We start from the raw sequence: 20887 nt of genomic DNA on the forward strand, positions 1-20887 counted from the left end.
TAAGGCGTACAGAACCACTCCAGGAGGACCACAGTGGCGAAGGCGAAGTTCGAGCGGACTAAGCCGCACGTCAACATCGGCACCATCGGTCACATTGACCACGGTAAGACGACCCTCACGGCCGCCATTACCAAGGTGCTGCATGACGCGTACCCGGACCTGAACGAGGCCTCGGCCTTCGACCAGATCGACAAGGCTCCTGAGGAGCGCCAGCGCGGTATCACCATCTCCATCGCGCACGTCGAGTACCAGACCGCGTCGCGTCACTACGCGCACGTCGACTGCCCCGGTCACGCGGACTACATCAAGAACATGATCACGGGTGCGGCGCAGATGGACGGCGCCATCCTCGTGGTCGCCGCCACCGACGGCCCGATGCCGCAGACCAAGGAGCACGTGCTCCTGGCCCGCCAGGTCGGCGTGCCGTCCATCGTTGTCGCCCTGAACAAGGCCGACATGGTGGACGACGAGGAGATCCTGGAGCTCGTCGAGCTCGAGGTCCGTGAGCTCCTCTCCGAGTACGACTTCCCGGGCGACGACGTTCCGGTCGTCAAGGTCTCGGCGCTCAAGGCGCTCGAGGGCGACAAGGAGTGGGGCCAGACGGTCCTGAACCTGATGGCCGCCGTCGACGAGTCGATCCCCACCCCGCCGCGTGACACCGAGAAGCCGTTCCTCATGCCCGTCGAGGACGTCTTCACGATCACCGGTCGCGGTACGGTCGTCACCGGCCGTATCGAGCGTGGTGTCCTGAAGGTCAACGAGACCGTTGACATCATCGGCATCAAGCAGGAGAAGACCACCACCACGGTCACCGGCATCGAGATGTTCCGCAAGCTGCTCGACGAGGGCCAGGCCGGTGAGAACGTCGGTCTGCTCCTCCGTGGCATCAAGCGCGAGGACGTCGAGCGCGGCCAGGTCATCATCAAGCCCGGTTCGGTCACGCCGCACACCGAGTTCGAGGCCCAGGCCTACATCCTGTCGAAGGACGAGGGTGGCCGTCACACCCCCTTCTTCAACAACTACCGCCCGCAGTTCTACTTCCGTACCACGGACGTGACCGGCGTCGTGACCCTCCCCGAGGGCACCGAGATGGTCATGCCGGGCGACAACACCGAGATGACGGTCTCGCTGATCCAGCCCGTCGCCATGGAAGAGGGCCTGAAGTTCGCCATCCGTGAGGGTGGCCGGACCGTGGGCGCCGGCCAGGTCACCAAGATCACCAAGTGACCTGCCGCTCCTAGGAGCGTCTACTGAGGGGCCCCGGCCCGCCGTTCGCGGCGGACCGGGGCCCTTTGGGTTCTGCGGTTACGGGTACTACGGCCGGGTTACGGGTACTGCGGCCGCCAGATCCAGGGCGCCGCGTCCGGGCCCAGGCCCACCACCAGCGGGCCCAGCGGGCCCGAGTGCAGGACCGGGCCCACCAGCGCCACCGGGCCTTCTGTCCGCCGCAGCACGCTGCCGCCGGAGAGCCGTAGCTGCACGTGGCCCCGGTCGTCGTTGCCGAGCAGTACGGGGCCGGCGGCCGGGCCGGCCGCGCCACCGATCCGTACCGTGGTCACCCGGTCCGTGGCGGGCCCCCGGTAGACGACGTCCACGCCGGCGGCGCCCGGCACCGGCACCGCGGTGGGGAAGTCGCCCGGGGCCGTCAGCGCCGGCTCCTGGCACAGGGCGCCGTCCACCCAGTGGTGCACGGTGTCCCGGCCGGACGCGAAGACGTGCACGGCACCGTCCCGGTCGGACACCGCCGCCGGCCCGTCCTGGACCTCCCCGCCGCCGAGGTCACGCCACGGGCCCCAGCTGCCGTCGGTGGCGCGCACACGGGTACTGAGCCCCCGGTCCGCGTTGCGTACGAAGAGATGGACCCGCCCGTCGGGCGCCGCGACCGCGACCGGCGAGCCGATACGGCGCCCCCGGTCGTTCTGCCGCTCCGGGTTGCCGAGGCCGGTCCACGCGCTGAACTCCCCGCCGGGAGACCGCTGTTCGAGCAGTACGATCTCGCGGCGGCCGGGTCCGCCGCGGCCGCCGAACGACGCGAAGCGCAGGGCGAACAGCAGCTGCCGGCCGTCCTTCAGGGTGGCCGCGCCGAGTACGGGTCCCAGCGGCCCGCCGCCGAGGTCGTCCGGCGCGCCCCACTGCCCGCTGCCCGGAGCGGTCTCGCGCCAGCGCACGGCGCGCAGCCCGAGGACGCCGTACGCGGTGAGCCGCCCGTCCGGGCCGGTGGCCACGGCCGTACGCGGGCCCGGGTGACGGTAGTGGGTCGAGCGCACCCAGCCCTTGCGGTTGGTCAGCGGGCGGCCCTGGCCGACGTTGTAGTCGCCGCAGCCGGCCGCGTTGCCGCAGTCCCAGTCGGGGTGGCCGCCGTACGGGGCGAGGTGGCCGGCCTTCTCCAGCAGCACCCGCTCCGGCAGGTTCTTGGGCCAGTGGCGGTTGTAGTAGCCGCGGTAGGCGGTGGCGGCGAACGCCGGCACCTCGTTGCCCCGCTCGGTGCTCTCGGCGACCCAGCGGGCCATCGCCTTCCAGGCGAACAGCGCGACCGCGGTGTGGTCGGCGTGGTCGGAGTAGCCCGGCTGCTCGCTGTCCTTGCGGCGGGTGGCGTCGTCGCTGTGCTGGATGTCGGGATCGGGGTCGAGGGTCTGGATGACGGTCGGGCGGTACTGGTCCATGAGCCCGGTGAGTACGCCGGTGAGGTCGTCGTGGTCGTACGAGCCGGCCTCGCGCAGCGGCGAGTCGTCGGCCACCACGGTCCGCAGCGACAAGCCCCTGGCGCTCCACAGGGCGGGCAGGCCCATGCGGCGCTGCGGGGTGTGCATGGCGAGGTTGAGGAAGACCAGCTCGACCTTGCGGCTGCCGTTCGCGAGGGTGTTGGTCTCGGCCAGGTGCCCGCCGCGCAGGGTGGTGACGCTCTTGTGCCATGCGGTGAAGGGCGGTAGCCCGAGCATGGCGGCGTACGCCTGGCGCAGCCCCTGATGCCGGGCGGAGGAGTACGCGGCCTTGTCGGCCGGCGGGCGCGGCTCGCCGGGGATCTTGTTGACCCCGTCGGCCTCGCCCGCGGTGACGTACACGCAGACGAGCGGCACCCCGGAGTCGAGGCAGCGCTGGGTGTCCGGGTTCATGAAGTACAGGTCGTCGTCCGGGTGGGCGAGGATCTGCATCAGCAACGCGTCACGGGCGAGCGCGATCGGCTTGCCGGGGGCCGGATCGGCGGTGGGCCCCGCGCGGCGGGGCGCGGGAGCGGTACATCCGGCGGCGGCGAGGACGGTGGCGGTGGCCTCGCCCAGCAGACCGCGCCGGGACAGCCCGGCCCCCCAAGAAACGCGCACCGCTGTCGCCCCCGCCTGCCACCCCGCAGCGGACGGGTCCCCCGGGGCTGCGCTCTTCCTACGATCCGTGCTGCTTGACGGAGAAACGGGCCGGAAGGTTGCCCGGGACGCCACCGATGTGAGCAGCGGCACGCGGTGGCCATATGTCGGTCCTGTTGTGGCACCTGCCTGGTTTCGGGCGCGGAAGGGGCGGTCGCACTGGGGTCGGCCTACGAGTAGCGGGGCAGCTTCTCCGTCGAGATGGTCCACTCGCCGATCGTGACGTCCTCGCCGTACAGGAAGTCCTTCCGGGTCGCGTAACGGGGGCCGCTCGGGGTCGAGTGGATGTCGGAGCACACGGCGCCGGAGCCGGTGCGCGGATCGAAGATCACGTACACGGGAATGCCCAGGAGGGGATAGTCCCGCATCTTGCTCACCCAATCGTTGTCCGGGTTGGACCGCGACACGACTTCGACAGCGGCGAGGATCGTACGGGGGTCAAAGGAACCGGCCCCCTCCATGTCTGCCACGGCGATCACCATGACGTCCGGGTGACGCATAACGCCTTCCGGCTCGTCTTCCACATCGGGCGTCCCTGTGTGGGCCATGAACTCGTCCGGCATGACCTTCTCCAGACGGCGGCTGACCTGGGCTGCGGTCAGCTCGTGGGGACGACCCGGTGCCATCATGTCGTGCACGATCCCTTCCTTGGTGATCTCCAGCTTGCCGGGAACGCCGTCCTGCATCCGCTCGACGATGTCGCGCATCGCCCGGTACCGGAGTGTGTCCCGCCGTGCGTCGTCCGGGGCGATGGTCATAGCGCTCGCTCCTCGTCTGTGCCCAGGTGCAAGGGTCGTGACCTTCATGCTAGGCGGCCTCCTTCAGGTCGGGGCGGCAGTCGCGGCAGTGGCCAGGTCCGGGCGCGCGGAAGGCGCGGTCGCAGTTGTCGCAGTTCTGGAGCGGGTCCGGCCGTACGGCCGGCGGCAGGGGCGGCAGGTCTGGCAGCGGTGGTGGGAGCAGTGCGGTGAGGCGGTGGGCCAGCAGGGCGGCCGGGTGGCGCGGTTCCGCCGGGAGGTTGGCGGTCAGGGCGCGGCGTACGGCATCGGGGGCGGCGCTGCGTTCCAGCCAGGCGACCACGCCGGGCGCGAGCCGCTGGATGTCCCGCTCGGCGAGCAGCGGACGCGGGTCGTCGCGCCGCAGCTCCGTGAGCAGGGTGGTGGCGAACTGGTGGCGCAGCGGGTCGGGGGAGCGCGGCGCCGGAAGCGGGGGCGGCGGAACAGGGCTGGGCACCGGCACGGGGGGTGCCGGTGCGGGTTCCGACCTCGGCTGCGGCTCCGGGGACGGCTCCGGGGGTACGTCGGCGGGGGCGGGCCGGGCTGCCTCGGGCTGGTTGTACGAAACCGTGCGCGTGACGATCAGGCCGCTGGGCAGCCGCTCCCGAGTACGCGCCAGATAGCCGGCCGCCTCCAGCTCCTGCAGGGCGGAGGCGATGCGCGCCTCGCCCTCGGGGAAGCGGGCCGCGAGGCACTTGATGCCGATGCGGGCTCCGGCGGGCAGCGACTGGATGTGTACGGCGAGCCCGATCGCGACGAGGGTCAGCTCGCGGTGCTGGGCGAGGTGGTTGCCGACCACCGTGTAGCGGGTGGTGTGCTGGACGTTGTCGTGAACCACACCGGAACGGGCGGCCGGTCGGGGAACGCGGGACGAGGCGCGCGAGGGCGCGCTAAGGTGCTGAAGAGCCATCGGGAAGCCCTAACTTCCTCGTTGGTCAGGCCCTCGATCGGGATTGCGAGTCCCGGCCGGGGGCCGTCGCATGTCTGCGGTTGTCGCGGTGAGCATATGCCCGCCAACCCCGTCGAAATCCACCCCAGTTGGCGCAGTTCACCCGTGCGAGTGACGGGGAGGCTGGAGGGGTTGGGAGGTTTTTTTCTCCGCAGGGATTGAAAGCCTTTTATGTCGCGGCGCACCGGGTCGTGGTGCACCGCGACCCGGTGAAGTACCCAACTGCACAAGCCACTTTGGTCGAGCGCACCACCGTGATGTACCTGTGACAAACTTGGCGCGGACTGGAACATGTGCTCGGGACGCGCTCCGGGGCTCGGTCGGGGGAGGTGGACGGCTGTGTCGTTCGACGAGGAATGGGCTCAGCACAAGGCTGCGGCAGTCACCGGACAGGACTCGGCGCAGACGCGACTGAATCAGGCACCGGCCGGCGGCGACCACCCCGGCTCGCCGAGCGCCGGTGGGGATGGATTCCTGGCGAACGCGGCCTCCATCGACGGAAGTTCGCATCTGCTCATGGAGATTGCGGGACTCCTCTACGAGGGGCGCATGGACGGCGAGAACGCGACGATGTGCCGGGCGCCACGGGCGCATGTGGAGGTGGCTGGGAACGTTGGCACCCTCGCTCGTTTCGCCAAGGACCAGTACGACGACATGGTCGTGCTCCTGGCGGCCCTGTCCAGCAAGCTGAAGTCCTCCAGCAACTCCTACACGGAATTCGATGCCGGTGTCCGGCGTCAGATGAACTCCATGCTGGAGTCGGGACGCTACGTCGCCCCCGAGAACCGGTGATCACTCGTGACCTACCGTGAAACGGTTGAGTTCCTGGAGGACTCGAACCCAGCCCTCATCGACCGTAACGCGGCGGAATTCAGGCGGCTTCACAACCTGATCGACTGCACCGACGACGCTTTTCGCAAGGCGGCCAAGGTCGAGTGGGAGAGCGAGGCCCGCGACCTGTACGTGAAGCGGCTGAGGGAGGGCAAGGACCTCGCCGATGCGCTTTCGGAAGCCTTCCGATTGGCGGGGACGGCCCTGGCCTTTTATGCCGACGCGGTTGCCACGGCCAAGAACCACTACGCCGGCGGGAAACGCACCGAGTCGAAGCTTGTCGAGGTCATGTCGCGTGAGGCCACCGCGATCACCCCGACCGCGCGGGCCGCGGAACCCCTGCGACAGTGGGAGGACCTGCGAGGGACGACAGGCGTTCTCGACTTCTTCGCTGAGGTGACTGTCGACCTGGACGACATCCGGGAAGAAGCCGAGGGCTACTACAACGAGACCAAGGGCCACTACTCAGATGCCCTCCGCGTGGAGTCCGAGGCTCGCGAGAAGTGCGTCGCCGACCTCAAGACGGCGTACCGTTCCATCCCCGACTTCCGTGGCAGCGTCCCCGACCCGGACCAGTTCCTCAAGAACCTGGGACCCCTGCGCGCCGAGGCGCAGCAGGCACGCGACAATCCGTACGTCCAGCTGCCGGGCGCGGGGCCGAAGGTGGACTCGATTCCCGCCGTCGGCGACGACGTCCTGGTGTCCAGCGCCCTCTACCGGATTCAGACCCGGGTGGCCGGACTGCCGGAAGGCCAGGGGAACAACTACTGGCTGCCGTCGAGCTCGGACGAAGGGCGCCGCGACTACATATCCGGCAACAAGGAGCTCATAAAGGCCGCCGCGCGGGACTCAGGACTGCCGGCGGAGATGGTCGCAGGGATCGCCTGGCAGGAGGTCGAGGGTGATCCCGGTTGGCTGGACGACTTCGCCTACGGGGGGCGCAAGGTCATCCCCAGCACAGACGACCCGGACTTGACGTCCATGGGCCCTATGGCAATCCAGGTCCGTCGCGCTGCGGAAGTACTGGGATACGACCCGCACAACCTCACCGACATGCAGCGCGGCGTCATTGTGGACGCGATCAAGGATCCTGCCCAGAACACGTTCATTGCTTCGGAATACCTGGCCCAGCTGAAGGCGGAGAGTGCTTTCGCCGACGTACCGCCGGACCAGATGACCCGCGCGCAGATGTGGGAACTCGCCGCCCGCTACAACGGTGGCCCCTACTACGAGAGCGACGCGGCCCAGGCGTACGGCCGGGGATTCGACAGCAAACTGGACAACGCGAAGGAGGCACTGCGGTGACCAGCGCTGCTCGCCCACCGACCAGGGACTCTGCCGGGCGGGGTCCGGGTGCCCCCAGGCTCTTCGGCACAGTAGTGTGCGCAGCCCTCCTCACCCTGGGACACGTGTGGACGACTTACGTCACCTTCGTCGCCTACATGGCTGAGCCCGTCGGCCCCTGGGACAGCGAGACCGTCGCCCACTCCGGCTTCGCCGCCGGTCTTGCGCTGGCCAGCTCCCTCGTGACAGCACTCCTGACGCTTGTGTTCGTGAAGGCCGAGTGGCTGCGGAGGTGGTGGTACGCGCCGCCGGCCCTGCTGGCCATCGCCGCGCTGCTGCGGCTCACGGTCCTCGCCCCCGAGCTCTGACCGGCAGCCGCAGAGCCCGATTTCGGCCCAGAACGCTCTTGCAAGGCGGCGGGCCCGGTGGGAACATGCGCTCGACATGCCGGTCGATGGGCGCTCAGGGAAGCAGCGTGAGCGCGTCTACGTGTCGCGGGCGCACGACGCGGAAGTGCCGAAGGTCGATGGTCGCGACATCGGCGACTCCCAGGCGCTCGGCGATCGCGAACACGGACGCGTCGGCAGCTCCGAGCGGGAGATCGGCGTACTGCTCGACCAGGTCGGCCATACGTGAGAGGTCTCCACTCAGGAGCGGGACGAGGCGCAGCTCCTCGGACTCCAGCGTCCGCAGAAACATCGCTTCCGCACGCGGGCCGCTGCGTGTCGCCAGGAGATAACAGACCTCAGTGAGGATTGGCCCTGGGACCAGCAGCGGGCCGGGATGCGTTTCCAGGACCTCCAGGCACTCGGCGTGCCGGGCGTCCTTGGAGTTGAACGCGGCGATCGGTCCGGTGTCGTGGATGATCACTGGCCGGTGTCACCCAGTTCCTTGCGGAGGATGTCGGACGAGCGCGTAGCCAGGTCCGGTTCGGCTTCGATGGGTCCGCCGAAGGGGAGCCGTCGGCGCCTTTGCTGTTCGGCGGGCGCGGCGGCTTCGTCGGCAGGCGTGTTGTCGACGACGAGTTGCAGCACCACGGACGGCACCGCCTCGGCCTGCTCTGGTCGCAGCCTGTCGATCAGGCGGTGCAGTTCCGGGTGGTGGTCAGGGGCCACGCTCATACGCTGAGGCTAGCTTTCCCGACCCCGCGCTGTACGAAGGTGAGCTCGGCCCACACCGTCTTGCAGGGCGCCGGGCCCGAGATGACGCCCCAGTGGTCGGCCAGTGCGTCGACCAGCAGCAGCCCGCGCCCGGACTCGCCGTCCCCCGGCTCCTGCGCGGCGGGGAGCCGGTCGCCGCGCGCGTCGGTCACCTCGATACGGAGGGTGTCCGCGGCCGTGACGGCGAGCGTGAGACGGAAGTCCCGCCCCGGTACGAGGCCGTGCGTCGTGGCGTTCGCCGCCAGCTCGGCCACGATGTGGGCGGCGTCCTCCAACGGCAGACCCCACGAGCGGAGTTGCTCGGTCGCCAGCAGCCGGGCCAGCCGGGCGCCCCGGCGGGTGGCGGAGAGCTGGACGGAGAACTGCCGGACGTCGGCCCTGGGCTGGGTGATTTCTCGATTCACATCACTCAGCGTGGCCGGGTGCGCCTACGCTGGACAGCGACGAATCGGGTACGGACAGTGACTGTCCGGCGGCGGTCCGGGCCTGTCCGGGCCAGTACGGGGTGAAGGCGGGTGTCGTATGGACAGCGACGGTACGGAAGGGGCGGGCGCCCCCGGCCTGGACGATGACGACAGCGGGGCCGTGATCAAAACGGTCGGGCGGCAGCTCAAGCTGTGGCGCGAGGCGGCCGGCCTGCGGCAGGGGGAGTTCGGCGCGGCGATCGGGTACGGCGAGGAGATGGTCTCGGCGGTCGAGCGCGGCCGCCGTATCCCGAAGCCGGAGTATCTGGAGCAGGCGGACCGGGTGCTGTCGGCCGGCGGCCGGATCGAGGCGATGAAGAAGGACGTGGAGGAGGCCAGGTACCCGAAGAAAGTGCGGGATCTGGCGAAGCTGGAAGCCGAGGCCGTCGAGCTGGGCGCGTACGGCAACCACAACATCCATGGTCTGTTGCAGACCGAGGAGTACGCGCGGGCACTGTTCGACATGCGGCGACCCGCGTACTCCAGGGACGAGGTGGACCGGCAGGTGGAGGCTCGCATGGCCAGGCGTGCGATCTTCGATCGGTCGCCTGCGCCGGCCCTCACTTTCGTGCAGGAGGAAGTGACGCTGCGGCGCCCCGTCGGAGGCAGAATCGTCCTACGCCGACAGATCGAACGCCTGCTGGAGGTTGCCCAGTTCAGGAACGTTGAGATGCAGGTGATGCCAACGGACCGCGACGACCATGCAGGAATGGGCGGTCAGCTTCAGGTGCTGAAGTTCGGAGACGGTTCAGCGGTGGGCTACTCCGAGGCCCAGCTCATGAGCCGCCTGGTCCCCGATCCGAAACTGATCCAGGTCCTAGAGCTGCGGTATGGGATCATCCGGGCCCAGGCTCTCAGCCCACGGGAGTCTCTGGCCTTCATCGAGAAAGTGCTGGGGGAGACATGAACACTTCCGAGCTGGAGTGGACCAAGAGCAGCTACAGCGCCAGTGACAGCAACGACTGCGTTGAGGTTGCCGCCGCCCCCGGTACGGTCCTCGTCCGCGACTCCAAGAACACCCAGGGCCCGCAGCTCGCCGTCACACCGGCCGCGTGGACTGACTTCGTGGCGTACGCGGCAGGCCGCTGACCGCTCAGTCCGCGGTGCCCGGCTCGGCGACCCAGCGGGTCCACTGGCCTGTGATCTCGGCGATCATGTCGAAGTCGCCGTCGTAGTGAAGGATCGTCAGGCCCTCGTGCTCGGCGACGGCCGCGATGAGGAGGTCCGTGAAGGACAGGGCGCGGTGGAAGCCGCGGGTCAGTGCCTCGTTCTGGATGGCCAGGGCGCGCTCGTGCTGCTCTTCATTGCAGAAGGCGTAGTCGAAGCCGCGTAGCCAGCTGCGGAGGCGGGTGGCCTCCTCCTTGTTGCGCGCGCTGTAGACCATCTCGTACTCGATGGGTGCGCAAATGGCGAGGAGGCCGCGCTCCTCGAGATCGTCCAGGAGCTCGGCCGCCACGTCGTTGCCCCAGCGGTACAAGGCGGACTTGTCGACGAGGAAGGCCGCCCTCACGCGGCCTTCTTGGCGGACGCGGCGGGCGTCTTGCGCTTCAGGGTGCCGTCGCGGTTCTTGGGGCCGGTGGACTCCACGATCTCGGTGGTGTCGATCTCGCCGCTGCGGATCGCGTCCCGGAATTCCCGGCGCAGCCGGCGCTTCACGGCGTCCTCCATGGCGGCGCGTACAGCCGCGGCCTTGGTGGTGACGCCGTAGAGGCGCATGGCTTCCTCGACGACTTTGTCGTCGAGATCGATGACGGTACGGGTCATGTTCACTCCTCTCCGTGATGTTGATATCGGCAGAGTCGTAAACGATGATATCGCGGCCGTGGGTACGGCAGCAGAGAGAAAATCGGATGAGCATCGGCGTGCGCCCGTCCGGAGGTTTCCGGGCCTGCGCCGCTTGACACGCAACCCCCGCGGGGTAATCTCTCCGGCCGCGATTGGCGTGCTGCGTGCCCCATATGGCACACTGACCAGGTTGCTCGGTTGAGTGCCGATGCTGCGCGCCTCCCGCCGGGAGGGCCGGAAGCGAGTCCCACAGTACTCGTCGCCTTATCTGCCTCCTGGGCAGCGCTGGGGCGGACGTACGGGAATCTTCCGGGAAGTGTCAGCGGGGTACCAGCCAGGCACCCGGTGGGTGTTCGCCCCCGATGCGTGGTCTATGGCCCGCACCCCCTTGGCAGGGAATTTCCTCGGAAATTTCTTTGGAGGGAGTGCGACACGCCCGACCGCGTGGGTCGGAGGGGGAGCGGTGTGATCAGCACAGCGTGCCGGGTTCCAGAGCGTTTCGAGAGACAGGACTACTAGTAGCCATGGCGGGACAGAAGATCCGCATCCGGCTCAAGGCCTACGACCACGAGGTCATCGACTCCTCGGCGAAGAAGATCGTCGAGACGGTGACGCGTACTGGTGCGTCGGTCGCGGGCCCGGTGCCGCTGCCCACTGAGAAGAACGTGTACTGCGTCATCAAGTCGCCGCACAAGTACAAGGACTCGCGCGAGCACTTCGAGATGCGCACGCACAAGCGCCTGATCGACATCCTCGACCCGACGCCCAAGACCGTTGACTCGCTGATGCGCCTGGACCTTCCGGCCGGCGTTGACATCGAGATCAAGCTCTGAGAGGCGCGGAGAAGATGGCTAAGCAGATCAAGGGCGTCCTGGGCGAGAAGCTCGGCATGACCCAGGTCTGGGACGAGAACAACCGTGTCGTCCCGGTGACCGTCGTCAAGGCCGGGCCCTGCGTCGTTACCCAGGTCCGTAAGAACGACATCGACGGCTACGAGTCGGTCCAGATCGCCTTCGGCGAGATCGACCCTCGCAAGGTGAACAAGCCCCTCAAGGGTCACTTCGCCAAGGCCGACGTGACCCCGCGCCGCCACCTGGTGGAGCTCCGTACCTCCGACGCCAGCGAGTACTCGCTCGGCCAGGAGATCACTGCCGAGGTGTTCGAGTCCGGCGTCAAGGTTGACGTCACGGGCAAGAGCAAGGGCAAGGGCTTCGCCGGTGTCATGAAGCGTCACAACTTCAAGGGCCTCGGCGCCGGTCACGGCACCCAGCGCAAGCACCGCTCTCCCGGCTCCATCGGTGGCTGCGCCACCCCTGGTCGTGTGTTCAAGGGCATGCGCATGGCGGGCCGCATGGGCAACGAGCGGGTCACCACCCAGAACCTGACCATCCACGCCGTTGACGCGGAGAAGGGCCTGCTCCTCATCAAGGGCGCAGTTCCTGGTCCGAACGGCGGCCTCGTCCTGGTCCGCACCGCGGCCAAGGGGGCCTGAGGATATGACCACCATTGACATTCTGTCGCCCTCCGGCGACAAGACCGGGACCGTAGAGCTCCCCGCCGAGATCTTCGACGCCAAGGTCAGCATCCCGCTGCTCCACCAGGTCGTCGTGGCGCAGCTGGCCGCCGCCCGTCAGGGCACGCACAAGGTCAAGCGTCGTGGCGAGGTCCGAGGCGGCGGCCGCAAGCCGTACCGCCAGAAGGGCACCGGCCGCGCGCGCCAGGGTTCGACCCGTGCCCCGCAGTTCGTCGGCGGTGGCGTTGTCCACGGCCCCACGCCGCGTGACTACTCCCAGCGGACCCCGAAGAAGATGAAGGCCGCCGCCCTGCGCGGTGCCCTCTCCGACCGGGCCCGCAACAGCCGTATCCACGTCGTCACCGGCGTGGTCGACGGCACGGTTTCCACCAAGGCCGTGAAGACCCTGCTGGGCAAGATCAGCGAGCGCCCCCGCGTGCTCCTGGTCGTCGAGCGGGCCGACGAGGCCGCGTGGCTTTCCGCCCGCAACCTGCCCCAGGTGCACCTCCTGGAGCCGGGCCAGCTGAACACGTACGACGTGCTCGTCTCTGACGACGTGATCTTCACGCAGGCTGCCTTCGAGTCCTTCGTGGCCGGTCCGGCCGCGTCTGCCAAGGCCGTCGCTTCTGAGGTTGAGCTCGAAGGGAGCGACGCCTGATGAGCGAGGAAACTGCAGCGGTCGTCACCAGCAAGACCTTCACGGACCCCCGTGACATCCTGGTCAAGCCGGTGGTTTCCGAGAAGAGCTACGCGCTGCTGGACGAGAACAAGTACACGTTCGTCGTCGACCCGCGTGCCAACAAGACCCAGATCAAGCAGGCCGTCGAGGCGGTCTGGCCGGTCAAGGTCACCGGGGTCAACACGATCAACCGTCAGGGTAAGCGCAAGCGCACCAAGACCGGTTTCGGCAAGCGCGCCAACACCAAGCGCGCCATCGTGACCCTTGCCGAGGGCAACCGTATCGACATCTTCGGCGGCCAGGTCTCCTAACGGAGTCCTAGTCGTCCGGAATCGGACGAGGACTGAGAAATGGGTATCCGCAAGTACAAGCCGACGACCCCGGGCCGTCGTGGCTCCAGCGTCGCCGACTTTGTCGAGATCACGCGGTCCACGCCGGAGAAGTCGCTGGTCCGCCCCCTGCACAGCAAGGGCGGCCGTAACAACGCCGGTCGTGTGACCGTTCGCCACCAGGGCGGTGGCCACAAGCGCGCCTACCGAGTGATCGACTTCCGTCGTCACGACAAGGACGGCGTGCCGGCCAAGGTCGCGCACATCGAGTACGACCCGAACCGCACCGCGCGCATCGCGCTGCTGCACTACGCAGACGGCGAGAAGCGCTACATCATCGCCCCGGCCAAGCTGAACCAGGGCGACCGGATCGAGAACGGCCCCGGCGCCGACATCAAGCCGGGCAACAACCTCCCGCTCCGCAACATCCCGGTCGGTACCACGATCCACGCGATCGAGATCCGTCCCGGTGGTGGCGCCAAGTTCGCCCGCTCTGCCGGTTCTTCCGTGCAGCTGCTGGCGAAGGAGGGCCAGTACGCCCACCTGCGTATGCCGTCCGGTGAGGTCCGCCTCGTCGACGTCCGCTGCCGCGCCACTGTTGGCGAGGTCGGCAACGCCGAGCAGTCGAACATCAACTGGGGCAAGGCCGGCCGTATGCGCTGGAAGGGCGTCCGCCCGACCGTCCGCGGTGTCGCGATGAACCCGGTTGACCACCCGCACGGTGGTGGTGAGGGCAAGACCTCCGGTGGTCGTCACCCGGTCAGCCCGTGGGGTCAGAAGGAGGGTCGTACTCGGTCGCCGAAGAAGGCGTCCAACAAGTACATCGTCCGCCGCCGCAAGACGAACAAGAAGCGCTAGGAGCGGGTTTAGATGCCGCGCAGTCTCAAGAAGGGGCCCTTCGTCGACGACCACCTCATCAAGAAGGTGGACGTACAGAACGAAGCCGGTTCCAAGAACGTCATCAAGACCTGGTCCCGTCGCTCGATGATCATCCCGGCGATGCTGGGTCACACCATCGCGGTGCACAACGGCAAGACGCATGTCCCGGTGTTCGTCACCGAGTCCATGGTCGGCCACAAGCTCGGCGAGTTTGCGCCGACCCGCACCTTCCGCGGCCACGTCAAGGACGACCGCAAGTCGAAGCGCCGCTAAGGCGGGGTGCGAAGACTATGAACGACACCGAAGGGACAACCATGGAAGCCAGGGCCCAGGCGCGGTACATCCGCGTCACGCCCATGAAGGCCCGCCGCGTGGTGGACCTCATCCGTGGCATGGATGCCACGGAGGCCCAGGCGGTCCTGCGTTTCGCCCCGCAGGCCGCCAGCGTGCCGGTGGGCAAGGTGCTTGACAGCGCCATTGCCAACGCCGCGCACAACTACGACCACACGGACGCCTCCTCGCTGGTCATCAGCGAGGCTTACGTCGACGAGGGTCCGACCCTGAAGCGGTTCCGTCCGCGTGCTCAGGGCCGTGCCTACCGGATCCGCAAGCGGACCAGCCACATCACCGTGGTCGTCAGCAGCAAGGAAGGAACCCGGTAATGGGCCAGAAGGTAAACCCGCACGGGTTCCGGCTCGGCATCACCACGGACTTCAAGTCCCGTTGGTACGCCGACAAGCTGTACAAGGACTACGTCAAGGAAGACGTCGCCATCCGTCGGATGATGACGTCCGGCATGGAGCGCGCCGGCATCTCGAAGGTTGAGATCGAGCGCACCCGTGACCGCGTGCGGGTGGACATCCACACCGCGCGTCCCGGCATCGTCATCGGCCGCCGTGGCGCCGAGGCCGACCGCATCCGCGGCGACCTCGAGAAGCTCACGGGCAAGCAGGTCCAGCTGAACATCCTCGAGGTCAAGAACCCCGAGATGGACGCTCAGCTGGTTGCTCAGGCCGTTGCCGAGCAGCTCTCCTCCCGCGTCTCCTTCCGTCGCGCCATGCGTAAGAGCATGCAGGGCACGATGAAGGCCGGCGCCAAGGGCATCAAGATCCAGTGCGGTGGCCGTCTCGGCGGCGCCGAGATGTCCCGCTCGGAGTTCTACCGCGAGGGCCGTGTGCCCCTGCACACGCTCCGCGCGAACGTCGACTACGGCTTCTTCGAGGCCAAGACGACCTTCGGCCGTATCGGCGTGAAGGTCTGGATCTACAAGGGCGACGTCAAGAACATCGCCGAGGTTCGCGCCGAGAACGCCGCGGCCCGTGCGGGTAACCGCCCGGCCCGTGGTGGCGGCGCCGGCGACCGTCCGGCCGGTGGCCGTGGTGGTCGTGGTGGCGAGCGTGGCGGCCGCGGCCGCAAGCCGCAGCAGTCCGCGCCGGCTGCCGAGGCCCCCAAGGCCGAGGCTCCCGCCGCCGCTGCTCCGGCTGAGAGCACTGGAACGGAGGCCTGACCGACATGCTGATCCCTCGTAGGGTCAAGCACCGCAAGCAGCACCACCCCAAGCGCAGCGGTATGGCGAAGGGTGGCACTGAGGTCGCATTCGGCGAGTACGGCATCCAGGCGCTGACCCCGGCGTACGTGACGAACCGCCAGATCGAGGCTGCTCGTATCGCGATGACCCGCCACATCAAGCGTGGCGGCAAGGTCTGGATCAACATCTACCCGGACCGTCCGCTCACCAAGAAGCCTGCCGAGACCCGCATGGGTTCCGGTAAGGGTTCCCCCGAGTGGTGGATCGCGAACGTCAAGCCCGGTCGGGTGATGTTCGAGCTGTCCTACCCGAACGAGAAGATTGCTCGTGAGGCGCTTACCCGCGCTGCTCACAAGCTTCCGATGAAGTGCCGGATTGTTCGGCGCGAGGCAGGTGAGTCGTGATGGCGGCCGGTATCAAGGCGACCGAGCTGCGTGAGCTGAATGACGAGGAACTCGTCATCAAGCTTCGCGAGGCGAAGGAAGAGCTGTTCAAGCTCCGCTTCCAGGCGGCGACCGGGCAGCTCGAGAACAACGGCCGGCTCAAGTCCGTCCGTAAGGACATCGCCCGGATCTACACCCTGATGCGTGAGCGCGAGCTGGGCATCGAGACGGTGGAGAGCGCCTGATGAGCGAGAAGAATGTGACTGAGACGAACGAGAGCCGCGGCTTCCGCAAGACCCGTGAGGGTCTCGTCGTCAGCGACAAGATGGACAAGACCGTCGTCGTCGCTGTCGAGGACCGCGTGAAGCACGCGCTGTACGGCAAGGTCATCCGCCGTACCAACAAGCTCAAGGCGCACGACGAGCAGAACGCTGCCGGCGTCGGCGACCGCGTCCTCATCATGGAGACGCGTCCGCTGTCGGCGACGAAGCGCTGGCGCATCGTCGAGATCCTCGAGAAGGCCAAGTAATTACTTGAGGGGTTTCCCTCAAGTCAGTTCCGCCAGGCTCGGCGGGGGCTTCTTCACTGAAGCCCCCGCCGGGAACCGGCAGACAATCAGGAGATAGACGTGATCCAGCAGGAGTCGCGACTGCGTGTCGCCGACAACACTGGTGCCAAGGAAATCCTTTGCATCCGTGTTCTCGGTGGCTCGGGTCGCCGCTACGCGGGCATCGGTGACGTCATCGTCGCCACCGTCAAGGACGCGATCCCCGGTGGCAACGTGAAGAAGGGTGACGTCGTCAAGGCCGTCATCGTTCGCACCGTCAAGGAGCGTCGTCGTCAGGACGGCTCGTACATCCGCTTCGACGAGAACGCCGCCGTCATTCTGAAGAACGACGGCGACCCTCGCGGCACCCGTATCTTCGGCCCGGTGGGCCGTGAGCTGCGCGAGAAGAAGTTCATGAAGATCATCTCGCTCGCGCCGGAGGTGCTGTAAGCATGAAGATCAAGAAGGGCGACCTGGTTCAGGTCATCACCGGTAAGGACAAGGGCAAGCAGGGCAAGGTCATTCTGGCCATCCCTACTGAGAACCGTGTCCTCGTCGAGGGTGTCAACCGGGTCAAGAAGCACACCAAGGCCGGCCAGACCGCTCGTGGTTCGCAGACCGGCGGCATTGTGACGACCGAGGCTCCGGTCCACGTCAGCAACGTGCAGCTGGTTGTTGAGAAGGACGGCAAGAAGGTCGTTACTCGCGTCGGCTACCGCTTTGACGACGAGGGCAACAAGATCCGCGTTGCCAAGCGCACCGGTGAGGACATCTGATGACTACCACCACCGCGCCGCGTCTGAAGCTGCGCTACCGCGAGGAGATCGCGGGCAAGCTGCGTGAGGAGTTCTCGTACGAGAACGTCATGCAGGTTCCCGGTCTCGTCAAGATCGTGGTCAACATGGGTGTGGGCGACGCCGCCCGCGACTCCAAGCTGATCGAGGGCGCCATCCGCGACCTCACCACGATCACCGGCCAGAAGCCGGCCGTCACCAAGGCCCGGAAGTCCATCGCGCAGTTCAAGCTGCGTGAGGGCCAGCCGATCGGCTGCCACGTCACCCTCCGCGGTGACCGCATGTGGGAGTTCCTGGACCGTACGCTGTCGCTCGCGCTGCCGCGTATCCGTGACTTCCGTGGTCTGTCGCCGAAGCAGTTCGACGGCCGTGGCAACTACACCTTCGGTCTCACGGAGCAGGTCATGTTCCACGAGATCGACCAGGACAAGATCGACCGGGTCCGGGGCATGGACATCACCGTGGTCACCACGGCGACCAACGACGACGAGGGTCGTGCCCTCCTTCGTCACCTCGGCTTCCCGTTCAAGGAGAACTGACCGTGGCGAAGAAGTCTCTGATCGCTAAGGCCGCCCGCAAGCCCAAGTTCGGTGTGCGCGCGTACACCCGCTGCCAGCGCTGTGGCCGTCCGCACTCCGTGTACCGCAAGTTCGGCCTGTGCCGCGTGTGCCTTCGTGAGATGGCTCACCGTGGCGAGCTGCCGGGCGTGACCAAGAGCTCCTGGTAATCCACTACTGCCCTTTGGGCGTACGGATTTCCAGAGGCTCTCGGTAAGCATCCAGGTCGGCGGAAGCCCTCCCTCGCATGCCGTAGGCTTGCGGGGTTGGGCGTCCGCCGCCCTGACCGCCCGCGGGCGTAGCCCGCTATATGACGCTTACTACGCCGTAGGTCCCCGCACCGCACCCGTCCCGACACTGATCGGGGAGAGGGATGGCGCATACAGGAAACCCCGGCGAGAGAGGCCGAAGGCCAATTCATGACCATGACTGATCCCATCGCAGACATGCTCACGCGTCTGCGTAACGCAAACTCGGCGTACCACGACACCGTCGTGATGCCGCACAGCAAGATCAAGTCGCACATCGCGGAGATCCTCCAGCAGGAGGGCTTCATCACCGGCTGGAAGGTCGAGGACGCCGAGGTCGGCAAGAACCTCGTTCTCGAGCTGAAGTTCGGCCCGAACCGCGAGCGCTCGATCGCCGGCATCAAGCGGATTTCGAAGCCGGGTCTGCGCGTGTACGCGAAGTCCACCAATCTGCCGAAGGTCCTTGGCGGCCTGGGCGTGGCGATCATCTCCACGTCCCACGGTCTTCTGACCGGCCAGCAGGCAGGCAAGAAGGGCGTAGGTGGGGAAGTCCTCGCCTACGTCTGGTAGTCGGGAACGGAGGAAAAGCTAATGTCGCGAATCGGCAAGCTCCCCATCCAGGTTCCCGCCGGTGTGGACGTCACCATCGACGGCCGCACGGTCGCGGTGAAGGGCCCCAAGGGGTCCCTCTCGCACACCGTTGCCGCGCCGATCGAGGTCACCAAGGGTGAGGACGGCGTCCTGAACGTCATCCGCCCGAACGACGAGCGTCAGAACAAGGCCCTTCACGGCCTGTCCCGCACGCTGGTGGCGAACATGATCACCGGCGTGACCCAGGGTTACAGCAAGGCGCTCGAGATCAGCGGTGTCGGTTACCGCGTCCAGGCGAAGGGCTCCAACCTGGAGTTCGCCCTGGGCTACAGCCACCCGATCCTCATCGAGGCCCCCGAGGGCATCACCTTCAAGGTCGAGTCGCCCACGAAGCTCAGCGTCGAGGGCATCGACAAGCAGAAGGTCGGCGAGGTCGCCGCGAACATCCGCAAGCTGCGTAAGCCTGACCCGTACAAGGCCAAGGGCGTCAAGTACGCGGGCGAGGTTATCCGCCGCAAGGTCGGAAAGGCGGGTAAGTAAGCCATGGCATACGGTGTAAAGATCGCCAAGGGTGACGCGTACAAGCGCGCTGCCATCAAGCGTCGTCACATCCGCGTCCGCAAGCACGTCTCCGGTACGCCGGAGCGTCCGCGCCTGGTCGTGACGCGTTCCAACCGCCACATCGTTGCGCAGGTCATCGACGACATCGCGGGCCACACGCTCGCGTCGGCGTCGACCCTGGACACCTCGATCCGTGGTGGCGAGGGCGACAAGAGCGCCCAGGCCCAGCAGGTCGGCGCGCTTGTCGCCGAGCGTGCGAAGGCCGCCGGCGTCGAGGCTGTCGTGTTCGACCGTGGTGGCAACAGGTACGCCGGGCGCATTGCCGCTCTGGCTGACGCCGCCCGCGAAGCCGGGCTGAAGTTCTAAGCCCCGGTTCCGGGACTAACGGACGTAACAGAGAGAGGTAAATCCAATGGCTGGACCCCAGCGCCGCGGAAGCGGTGCCGGTGGCGGCGAGCGGCGGGACCGGAAGGGTCGCGACGGTGGCCCTGCCGCCGAGAAGACCGCGTACGTTGAGCGCGTTGTCGCGATCAACCGCGTCGCCAAGGTTGTCAAGGGTGGTCGCCGCTTCAGCTTCACCGCGCTGGTCGTGGTGGGCGACGGTGACGGCACCGTAGGTGTCGGATACGGCAAGGCCAAGGAAGTTCCCGCGGCCATCGCCAAGGGCGTGGAAGAGGCCAAGAAGAACTTCTTCAAGGTCCCGCGCATCCAGGGCACCATCCCGCACCCGATCCAGGGCGAGAAGGCTGCGGGCGTCGTCCTGCTGAAGCCTGCTTCCCCCGGTACCGGTGTAATCGCGGGTGGCCCGGTGCGCGCGGTGCTCGAGTGCGCCGGCGTTCACGACATCCTGTCGAAGTCCCTGGGCTCCGACAACGCGATCAACATCGTGCACGCGACCGTGGCGGCCCTCAAGGGCCTGCAGCGTCCCGAGGAGATCGCGGCTCGCCGTGGTCTGCCCCTCGAGGACGTCGCCCCCGCGGCTCTGCTTCGTGCACGTGCGGGAGCGGGTGCGTAATGGCCCGTCTCAAGATCACGCAGACGAAGTCGTACATCGGCAGCAAGCAGAACCACCGCGACACCCTGCGTTCGCTCGGGCTCAAGCGCCTGAACGACGTGGTTGTCAAGGAGGACCGTCCCGAGTTCCGCGGCATGGTGCACACCGTCCGCCACCTCGTGACGGTTGAGGAGGTCGACTGACATGGCGGAGCAGAACCCGCTGAAGGTCCACAACCTCCGTCCTGCCCCGGGCGCCAAGACCGCCAAGACCCGTGTGGGTCGTGGTGAGGCGTCCAAGGGTAAGACCGCAGGTCGTGGTACCAAGGGCACCAAGGCCCGTTACCAGGTTCCGGAGCGCTTCGAGGGTGGGCAGATGCCCCTCCACATGCGTCTCCCGAAGCTCAAGGGCTTCAAGAACCCGTTCCGCACCGAGTACCAGGTCGTGAACCTGGACAAGCTCGGCGCTCTCTACCCCGAGGGTGGAGAGGTCACGGTGGCCGACCTGGTCGCCAAGGGCGCGGTGCGCAAGAACAGCCTCGTCAAGGTCCTGGGCCAGGGCGAGATCTCCGTGGCGCTGCAGGTGACGGTTGACGCCGTCTCCGGCTCCGCCAAGGAGAAGATTGCCGCCGCGGGCGGCAGCGTCACCGAGCTCGTCTGAGACGAGTCCGATGGCTGAA

35 protein-coding genes are annotated in these 20887 nt (G+C 67.5%); 27 read left to right on the top strand and 8 right to left on the bottom strand.

Annotated features, from left to right (window positions below; translation table 11 throughout):
- Nucleotides 1-33 precede the first annotated feature (33 nt).
- The gene (tuf, locus tag NLX86_RS17655; RefSeq protein ID WP_254372674.1) at nt 34-1227 is read left to right on the top strand and encodes an elongation factor Tu; all 1194 of its coding nucleotides are present in this window, start codon (nt 34-36) and stop codon (nt 1225-1227) included.
- 98 nt (nt 1228-1325) lie between these two features.
- On the opposite strand, the gene NLX86_RS17660 is transcribed toward tuf, so the two are convergent.
- The 3 genes from NLX86_RS17660 to NLX86_RS17670 form a co-directional block, all read right to left on the bottom strand.
- Nucleotides 1326-3320, bottom strand: a complete 1995-nt coding sequence (locus tag NLX86_RS17660; protein WP_374213903.1) for a PIG-L family deacetylase — start codon at nt 3318-3320, stop codon at nt 1326-1328.
- A gap of 209 nt (nt 3321-3529) precedes the next feature.
- Entirely contained in the window at nt 3530-4117 is a 588-nt protein-coding gene (locus NLX86_RS17665; protein ID WP_254372675.1) for a Uma2 family endonuclease, read from the bottom strand.
- A gap of 49 nt (nt 4118-4166) precedes the next feature.
- A complete protein-coding gene (locus NLX86_RS17670; RefSeq protein WP_254372676.1) occupies nt 4167-5042 on the bottom strand; it encodes a helix-turn-helix domain-containing protein in 876 nt (291 codons plus the stop codon).
- Between the two features lie 378 nt (nt 5043-5420).
- Between NLX86_RS17670 and NLX86_RS17675 the strand changes: the two genes are divergently transcribed.
- From NLX86_RS17675 to NLX86_RS17685, 3 genes are all read left to right on the top strand, one after another.
- Complete coding sequence (locus NLX86_RS17675; protein WP_254372677.1) at nt 5421-5873, top strand: hypothetical protein; 453 nt, start codon at nt 5421-5423, stop codon at nt 5871-5873.
- A 6-nt stretch (nt 5874-5879) separates the two neighbouring features.
- On the top strand, nt 5880-7217 hold the full coding sequence (locus NLX86_RS17680; RefSeq protein ID WP_254372678.1) for a lytic transglycosylase domain-containing protein: 1338 nt from the start codon (nt 5880-5882) through the stop codon (nt 7215-7217).
- A gap of 104 nt (nt 7218-7321) precedes the next feature.
- Nucleotides 7322-7564, top strand: a complete 243-nt coding sequence (locus tag NLX86_RS17685; RefSeq protein WP_254372679.1) for a hypothetical protein — start codon at nt 7322-7324, stop codon at nt 7562-7564.
- 94 nt (nt 7565-7658) lie between these two features.
- Here the strand turns inward: NLX86_RS17685 and NLX86_RS17690 are convergent, their stop codons facing one another.
- The 3 genes from NLX86_RS17690 to NLX86_RS17700 are packed head-to-tail and all read right to left on the bottom strand — an operon-like array spanning nt 7659 to nt 8760.
- Entirely contained in the window at nt 7659-8066 is a 408-nt protein-coding gene (locus NLX86_RS17690) for a PIN domain-containing protein (protein ID WP_254372680.1), read from the bottom strand.
- The gene (locus tag NLX86_RS17695; RefSeq protein WP_254372681.1) at nt 8063-8317 is read right to left on the bottom strand and encodes a hypothetical protein; all 255 of its coding nucleotides are present in this window, start codon (nt 8315-8317) and stop codon (nt 8063-8065) included. The genes NLX86_RS17690 and NLX86_RS17695 overlap by 4 nt, the downstream gene beginning before the upstream one ends.
- Nucleotides 8314-8760 (bottom strand): ATP-binding protein, encoded by a 447-nt coding sequence (locus tag NLX86_RS17700; protein ID WP_254372682.1) that lies wholly within the window; start codon nt 8758-8760, stop codon nt 8314-8316. The genes NLX86_RS17695 and NLX86_RS17700 overlap by 4 nt, the downstream gene beginning before the upstream one ends.
- A gap of 118 nt (nt 8761-8878) precedes the next feature.
- Here NLX86_RS17700 and NLX86_RS17705 point away from each other — a divergent pair, with 118 nt between their 5' ends.
- Both NLX86_RS17705 and NLX86_RS17710 read left to right on the top strand, forming a co-directional pair.
- Entirely contained in the window at nt 8879-9727 is an 849-nt protein-coding gene (locus NLX86_RS17705; RefSeq protein ID WP_254372683.1) for a helix-turn-helix transcriptional regulator, read from the top strand.
- Nucleotides 9724-9909 carry a DUF397 domain-containing protein gene (locus tag NLX86_RS17710; RefSeq protein WP_254372684.1) on the top strand — a complete coding sequence of 62 codons (186 nt, stop codon included), beginning with the start codon at nt 9724-9726 and terminating at the stop codon, nt 9907-9909. Before NLX86_RS17705 ends, NLX86_RS17710 begins: the two co-directional genes overlap by 4 nt.
- A gap of 4 nt (nt 9910-9913) precedes the next feature.
- Here NLX86_RS17710 and NLX86_RS17715 read toward each other — a convergent pair whose 3' ends face one another.
- Nucleotides 9914-10330, bottom strand: coding sequence for a PIN domain nuclease (locus NLX86_RS17715; protein ID WP_254372685.1), 417 nt, complete (start codon nt 10328-10330; stop codon nt 9914-9916).
- Nucleotides 10327-10584 carry a type II toxin-antitoxin system VapB family antitoxin gene (locus NLX86_RS17720; RefSeq protein ID WP_254372686.1) on the bottom strand — a complete coding sequence of 86 codons (258 nt, stop codon included), beginning with the start codon at nt 10582-10584 and terminating at the stop codon, nt 10327-10329. Before NLX86_RS17720 ends, NLX86_RS17715 begins: the two co-directional genes overlap by 4 nt.
- A 545-nt stretch (nt 10585-11129) precedes the next feature.
- Here NLX86_RS17720 and rpsJ point away from each other — a divergent pair.
- From rpsJ to rplO, 21 genes are all read left to right on the top strand, one after another.
- Nucleotides 11130-11438: a 30S ribosomal protein S10 gene (gene rpsJ, locus NLX86_RS17725; RefSeq protein WP_003948644.1), complete on the top strand. Its 309-nt coding sequence runs from the start codon at nt 11130-11132 to the stop codon at nt 11436-11438.
- A gap of 14 nt (nt 11439-11452) precedes the next feature.
- On the top strand, nt 11453-12097 hold the full coding sequence (gene rplC / locus NLX86_RS17730) for a 50S ribosomal protein L3 (RefSeq protein WP_254372687.1): 645 nt from the start codon (nt 11453-11455) through the stop codon (nt 12095-12097).
- Nucleotides 12098-12101: 4 nt separating this feature from the next.
- On the top strand, nt 12102-12776 hold the full coding sequence (gene rplD, locus NLX86_RS17735) for a 50S ribosomal protein L4 (protein ID WP_254372688.1): 675 nt from the start codon (nt 12102-12104) through the stop codon (nt 12774-12776).
- Nucleotides 12776-13108 carry a 50S ribosomal protein L23 gene (gene rplW / locus NLX86_RS17740; protein WP_254372689.1) on the top strand — a complete coding sequence of 111 codons (333 nt, stop codon included), beginning with the start codon at nt 12776-12778 and terminating at the stop codon, nt 13106-13108. The genes rplD and rplW overlap by 1 nt, the downstream gene beginning before the upstream one ends.
- 39 nt (nt 13109-13147) lie before the next feature.
- On the top strand, nt 13148-13984 hold the full coding sequence (gene rplB / locus NLX86_RS17745; RefSeq protein ID WP_254372690.1) for a 50S ribosomal protein L2: 837 nt from the start codon (nt 13148-13150) through the stop codon (nt 13982-13984).
- Between the two features lie 12 nt (nt 13985-13996).
- Nucleotides 13997-14278, top strand: coding sequence for a 30S ribosomal protein S19 (gene rpsS, locus NLX86_RS17750; RefSeq protein WP_254372691.1), 282 nt, complete (start codon nt 13997-13999; stop codon nt 14276-14278).
- Nucleotides 14279-14319: 41 nt separating this feature from the next.
- Nucleotides 14320-14667 carry a 50S ribosomal protein L22 gene (gene rplV / locus NLX86_RS17755; RefSeq protein ID WP_004571827.1) on the top strand — a complete coding sequence of 116 codons (348 nt, stop codon included), beginning with the start codon at nt 14320-14322 and terminating at the stop codon, nt 14665-14667.
- Nucleotides 14667-15512 (top strand): 30S ribosomal protein S3, encoded by an 846-nt coding sequence (gene rpsC / locus NLX86_RS17760; protein ID WP_254372692.1) that lies wholly within the window; start codon nt 14667-14669, stop codon nt 15510-15512. The genes rplV and rpsC overlap by 1 nt, the downstream gene beginning before the upstream one ends.
- 5 nt (nt 15513-15517) lie before the next feature.
- Complete coding sequence (gene rplP / locus NLX86_RS17765; RefSeq protein WP_119286204.1) at nt 15518-15937, top strand: 50S ribosomal protein L16; 420 nt, start codon at nt 15518-15520, stop codon at nt 15935-15937.
- A complete protein-coding gene (gene rpmC / locus NLX86_RS17770) occupies nt 15937-16161 on the top strand; it encodes a 50S ribosomal protein L29 (RefSeq protein ID WP_254372693.1) in 225 nt (74 codons plus the stop codon). The genes rplP and rpmC overlap by 1 nt, the downstream gene beginning before the upstream one ends.
- Nucleotides 16161-16445, top strand: coding sequence for a 30S ribosomal protein S17 (rpsQ, locus tag NLX86_RS17775; RefSeq protein WP_254372694.1), 285 nt, complete (start codon nt 16161-16163; stop codon nt 16443-16445). The genes rpmC and rpsQ overlap by 1 nt, the downstream gene beginning before the upstream one ends.
- Nucleotides 16446-16544: 99 nt before the next feature.
- Complete coding sequence (gene rplN, locus NLX86_RS17780) at nt 16545-16913, top strand: 50S ribosomal protein L14 (protein WP_003956455.1); 369 nt, start codon at nt 16545-16547, stop codon at nt 16911-16913.
- 2 nt (nt 16914-16915) lie between these two features.
- Nucleotides 16916-17239 carry a 50S ribosomal protein L24 gene (gene rplX, locus NLX86_RS17785; RefSeq protein WP_214920408.1) on the top strand — a complete coding sequence of 108 codons (324 nt, stop codon included), beginning with the start codon at nt 16916-16918 and terminating at the stop codon, nt 17237-17239.
- Nucleotides 17239-17796, top strand: a complete 558-nt coding sequence (rplE, locus tag NLX86_RS17790; RefSeq protein WP_254372695.1) for a 50S ribosomal protein L5 — start codon at nt 17239-17241, stop codon at nt 17794-17796. Before rplX ends, rplE begins: the two co-directional genes overlap by 1 nt.
- A 2-nt stretch (nt 17797-17798) precedes the next feature.
- On the top strand, nt 17799-17984 hold the full coding sequence (locus NLX86_RS17795; protein ID WP_030368403.1) for a type Z 30S ribosomal protein S14: 186 nt from the start codon (nt 17799-17801) through the stop codon (nt 17982-17984).
- A gap of 249 nt (nt 17985-18233) precedes the next feature.
- Nucleotides 18234-18632, top strand: a complete 399-nt coding sequence (gene rpsH, locus NLX86_RS17800; protein WP_067163170.1) for a 30S ribosomal protein S8 — start codon at nt 18234-18236, stop codon at nt 18630-18632.
- Nucleotides 18633-18653: 21 nt separating this feature from the next.
- A complete protein-coding gene (gene rplF, locus NLX86_RS17805) occupies nt 18654-19193 on the top strand; it encodes a 50S ribosomal protein L6 (RefSeq protein WP_254372696.1) in 540 nt (179 codons plus the stop codon).
- A 3-nt stretch (nt 19194-19196) separates the two neighbouring features.
- A complete protein-coding gene (gene rplR, locus NLX86_RS17810; protein WP_254372697.1) occupies nt 19197-19580 on the top strand; it encodes a 50S ribosomal protein L18 in 384 nt (127 codons plus the stop codon).
- Nucleotides 19581-19626: 46 nt separating this feature from the next.
- Entirely contained in the window at nt 19627-20229 is a 603-nt protein-coding gene (gene rpsE / locus NLX86_RS17815; protein ID WP_254372698.1) for a 30S ribosomal protein S5, read from the top strand.
- A complete protein-coding gene (gene rpmD, locus NLX86_RS17820; RefSeq protein WP_005313525.1) occupies nt 20229-20411 on the top strand; it encodes a 50S ribosomal protein L30 in 183 nt (60 codons plus the stop codon). Before rpsE ends, rpmD begins: the two co-directional genes overlap by 1 nt.
- Nucleotide 20412: 1 nt before the next feature.
- Entirely contained in the window at nt 20413-20868 is a 456-nt protein-coding gene (rplO, locus tag NLX86_RS17825; protein WP_254372699.1) for a 50S ribosomal protein L15, read from the top strand.
- Nucleotides 20869-20887 lie beyond the last annotated feature (19 nt).

Origin of the sequence: Streptomyces sp. A3M-1-3 (genome assembly GCF_024213665.1) — a bacterium.
Classification (GTDB): domain Bacteria; phylum Actinomycetota; class Actinomycetes; order Streptomycetales; family Streptomycetaceae; genus Streptomyces.

Coding starts and splice junctions, on each gene's coding strand:
- rpmD (WP_005313525.1), top strand. CDS start 20,229: ATGGCCCGTCTCAAGATCACGCAGACGAAGTCGTACATCGGCAGCAAG.
- rplF (WP_254372696.1), top strand. CDS start 18,654: ATGTCGCGAATCGGCAAGCTCCCCATCCAGGTTCCCGCCGGTGTGGAC.
- NLX86_RS17670 (WP_254372676.1), bottom strand. CDS start 5,042: ATGGCTCTTCAGCACCTTAGCGCGCCCTCGCGCGCCTCGTCCCGCGTT.
- rplX (WP_214920408.1), top strand. CDS start 16,916: ATGAAGATCAAGAAGGGCGACCTGGTTCAGGTCATCACCGGTAAGGAC.
- rpsC (WP_254372692.1), top strand. CDS start 14,667: ATGGGCCAGAAGGTAAACCCGCACGGGTTCCGGCTCGGCATCACCACG.
- NLX86_RS17720 (WP_254372686.1), bottom strand. CDS start 10,584: ATGACCCGTACCGTCATCGATCTCGACGACAAAGTCGTCGAGGAAGCC.
- rpsH (WP_067163170.1), top strand. CDS start 18,234: ATGACCATGACTGATCCCATCGCAGACATGCTCACGCGTCTGCGTAAC.
- NLX86_RS17695 (WP_254372681.1), bottom strand. CDS start 8,317: ATGAGCGTGGCCCCTGACCACCACCCGGAACTGCACCGCCTGATCGAC.
- rplP (WP_119286204.1), top strand. CDS start 15,518: ATGCTGATCCCTCGTAGGGTCAAGCACCGCAAGCAGCACCACCCCAAG.
- rpsJ (WP_003948644.1), top strand. CDS start 11,130: ATGGCGGGACAGAAGATCCGCATCCGGCTCAAGGCCTACGACCACGAG.
- rplE (WP_254372695.1), top strand. CDS start 17,239: ATGACTACCACCACCGCGCCGCGTCTGAAGCTGCGCTACCGCGAGGAG.
- rpsS (WP_254372691.1), top strand. CDS start 13,997: ATGCCGCGCAGTCTCAAGAAGGGGCCCTTCGTCGACGACCACCTCATC.
- rplR (WP_254372697.1), top strand. CDS start 19,197: ATGGCATACGGTGTAAAGATCGCCAAGGGTGACGCGTACAAGCGCGCT.
- rpsE (WP_254372698.1), top strand. CDS start 19,627: ATGGCTGGACCCCAGCGCCGCGGAAGCGGTGCCGGTGGCGGCGAGCGG.
- rplV (WP_004571827.1), top strand. CDS start 14,320: ATGGAAGCCAGGGCCCAGGCGCGGTACATCCGCGTCACGCCCATGAAG.
- rpmC (WP_254372693.1), top strand. CDS start 15,937: ATGGCGGCCGGTATCAAGGCGACCGAGCTGCGTGAGCTGAATGACGAG.
- rplW (WP_254372689.1), top strand. CDS start 12,776: ATGAGCGAGGAAACTGCAGCGGTCGTCACCAGCAAGACCTTCACGGAC.
- rplC (WP_254372687.1), top strand. CDS start 11,453: ATGGCTAAGCAGATCAAGGGCGTCCTGGGCGAGAAGCTCGGCATGACC.
- rplD (WP_254372688.1), top strand. CDS start 12,102: ATGACCACCATTGACATTCTGTCGCCCTCCGGCGACAAGACCGGGACC.
- rplB (WP_254372690.1), top strand. CDS start 13,148: ATGGGTATCCGCAAGTACAAGCCGACGACCCCGGGCCGTCGTGGCTCC.
- NLX86_RS17705 (WP_254372683.1), top strand. CDS start 8,879: ATGGACAGCGACGGTACGGAAGGGGCGGGCGCCCCCGGCCTGGACGAT.
- rpsQ (WP_254372694.1), top strand. CDS start 16,161: ATGAGCGAGAAGAATGTGACTGAGACGAACGAGAGCCGCGGCTTCCGC.
- NLX86_RS17665 (WP_254372675.1), bottom strand. CDS start 4,117: ATGACCATCGCCCCGGACGACGCACGGCGGGACACACTCCGGTACCGG.
- NLX86_RS17710 (WP_254372684.1), top strand. CDS start 9,724: ATGAACACTTCCGAGCTGGAGTGGACCAAGAGCAGCTACAGCGCCAGT.
- rplO (WP_254372699.1), top strand. CDS start 20,413: ATGGCGGAGCAGAACCCGCTGAAGGTCCACAACCTCCGTCCTGCCCCG.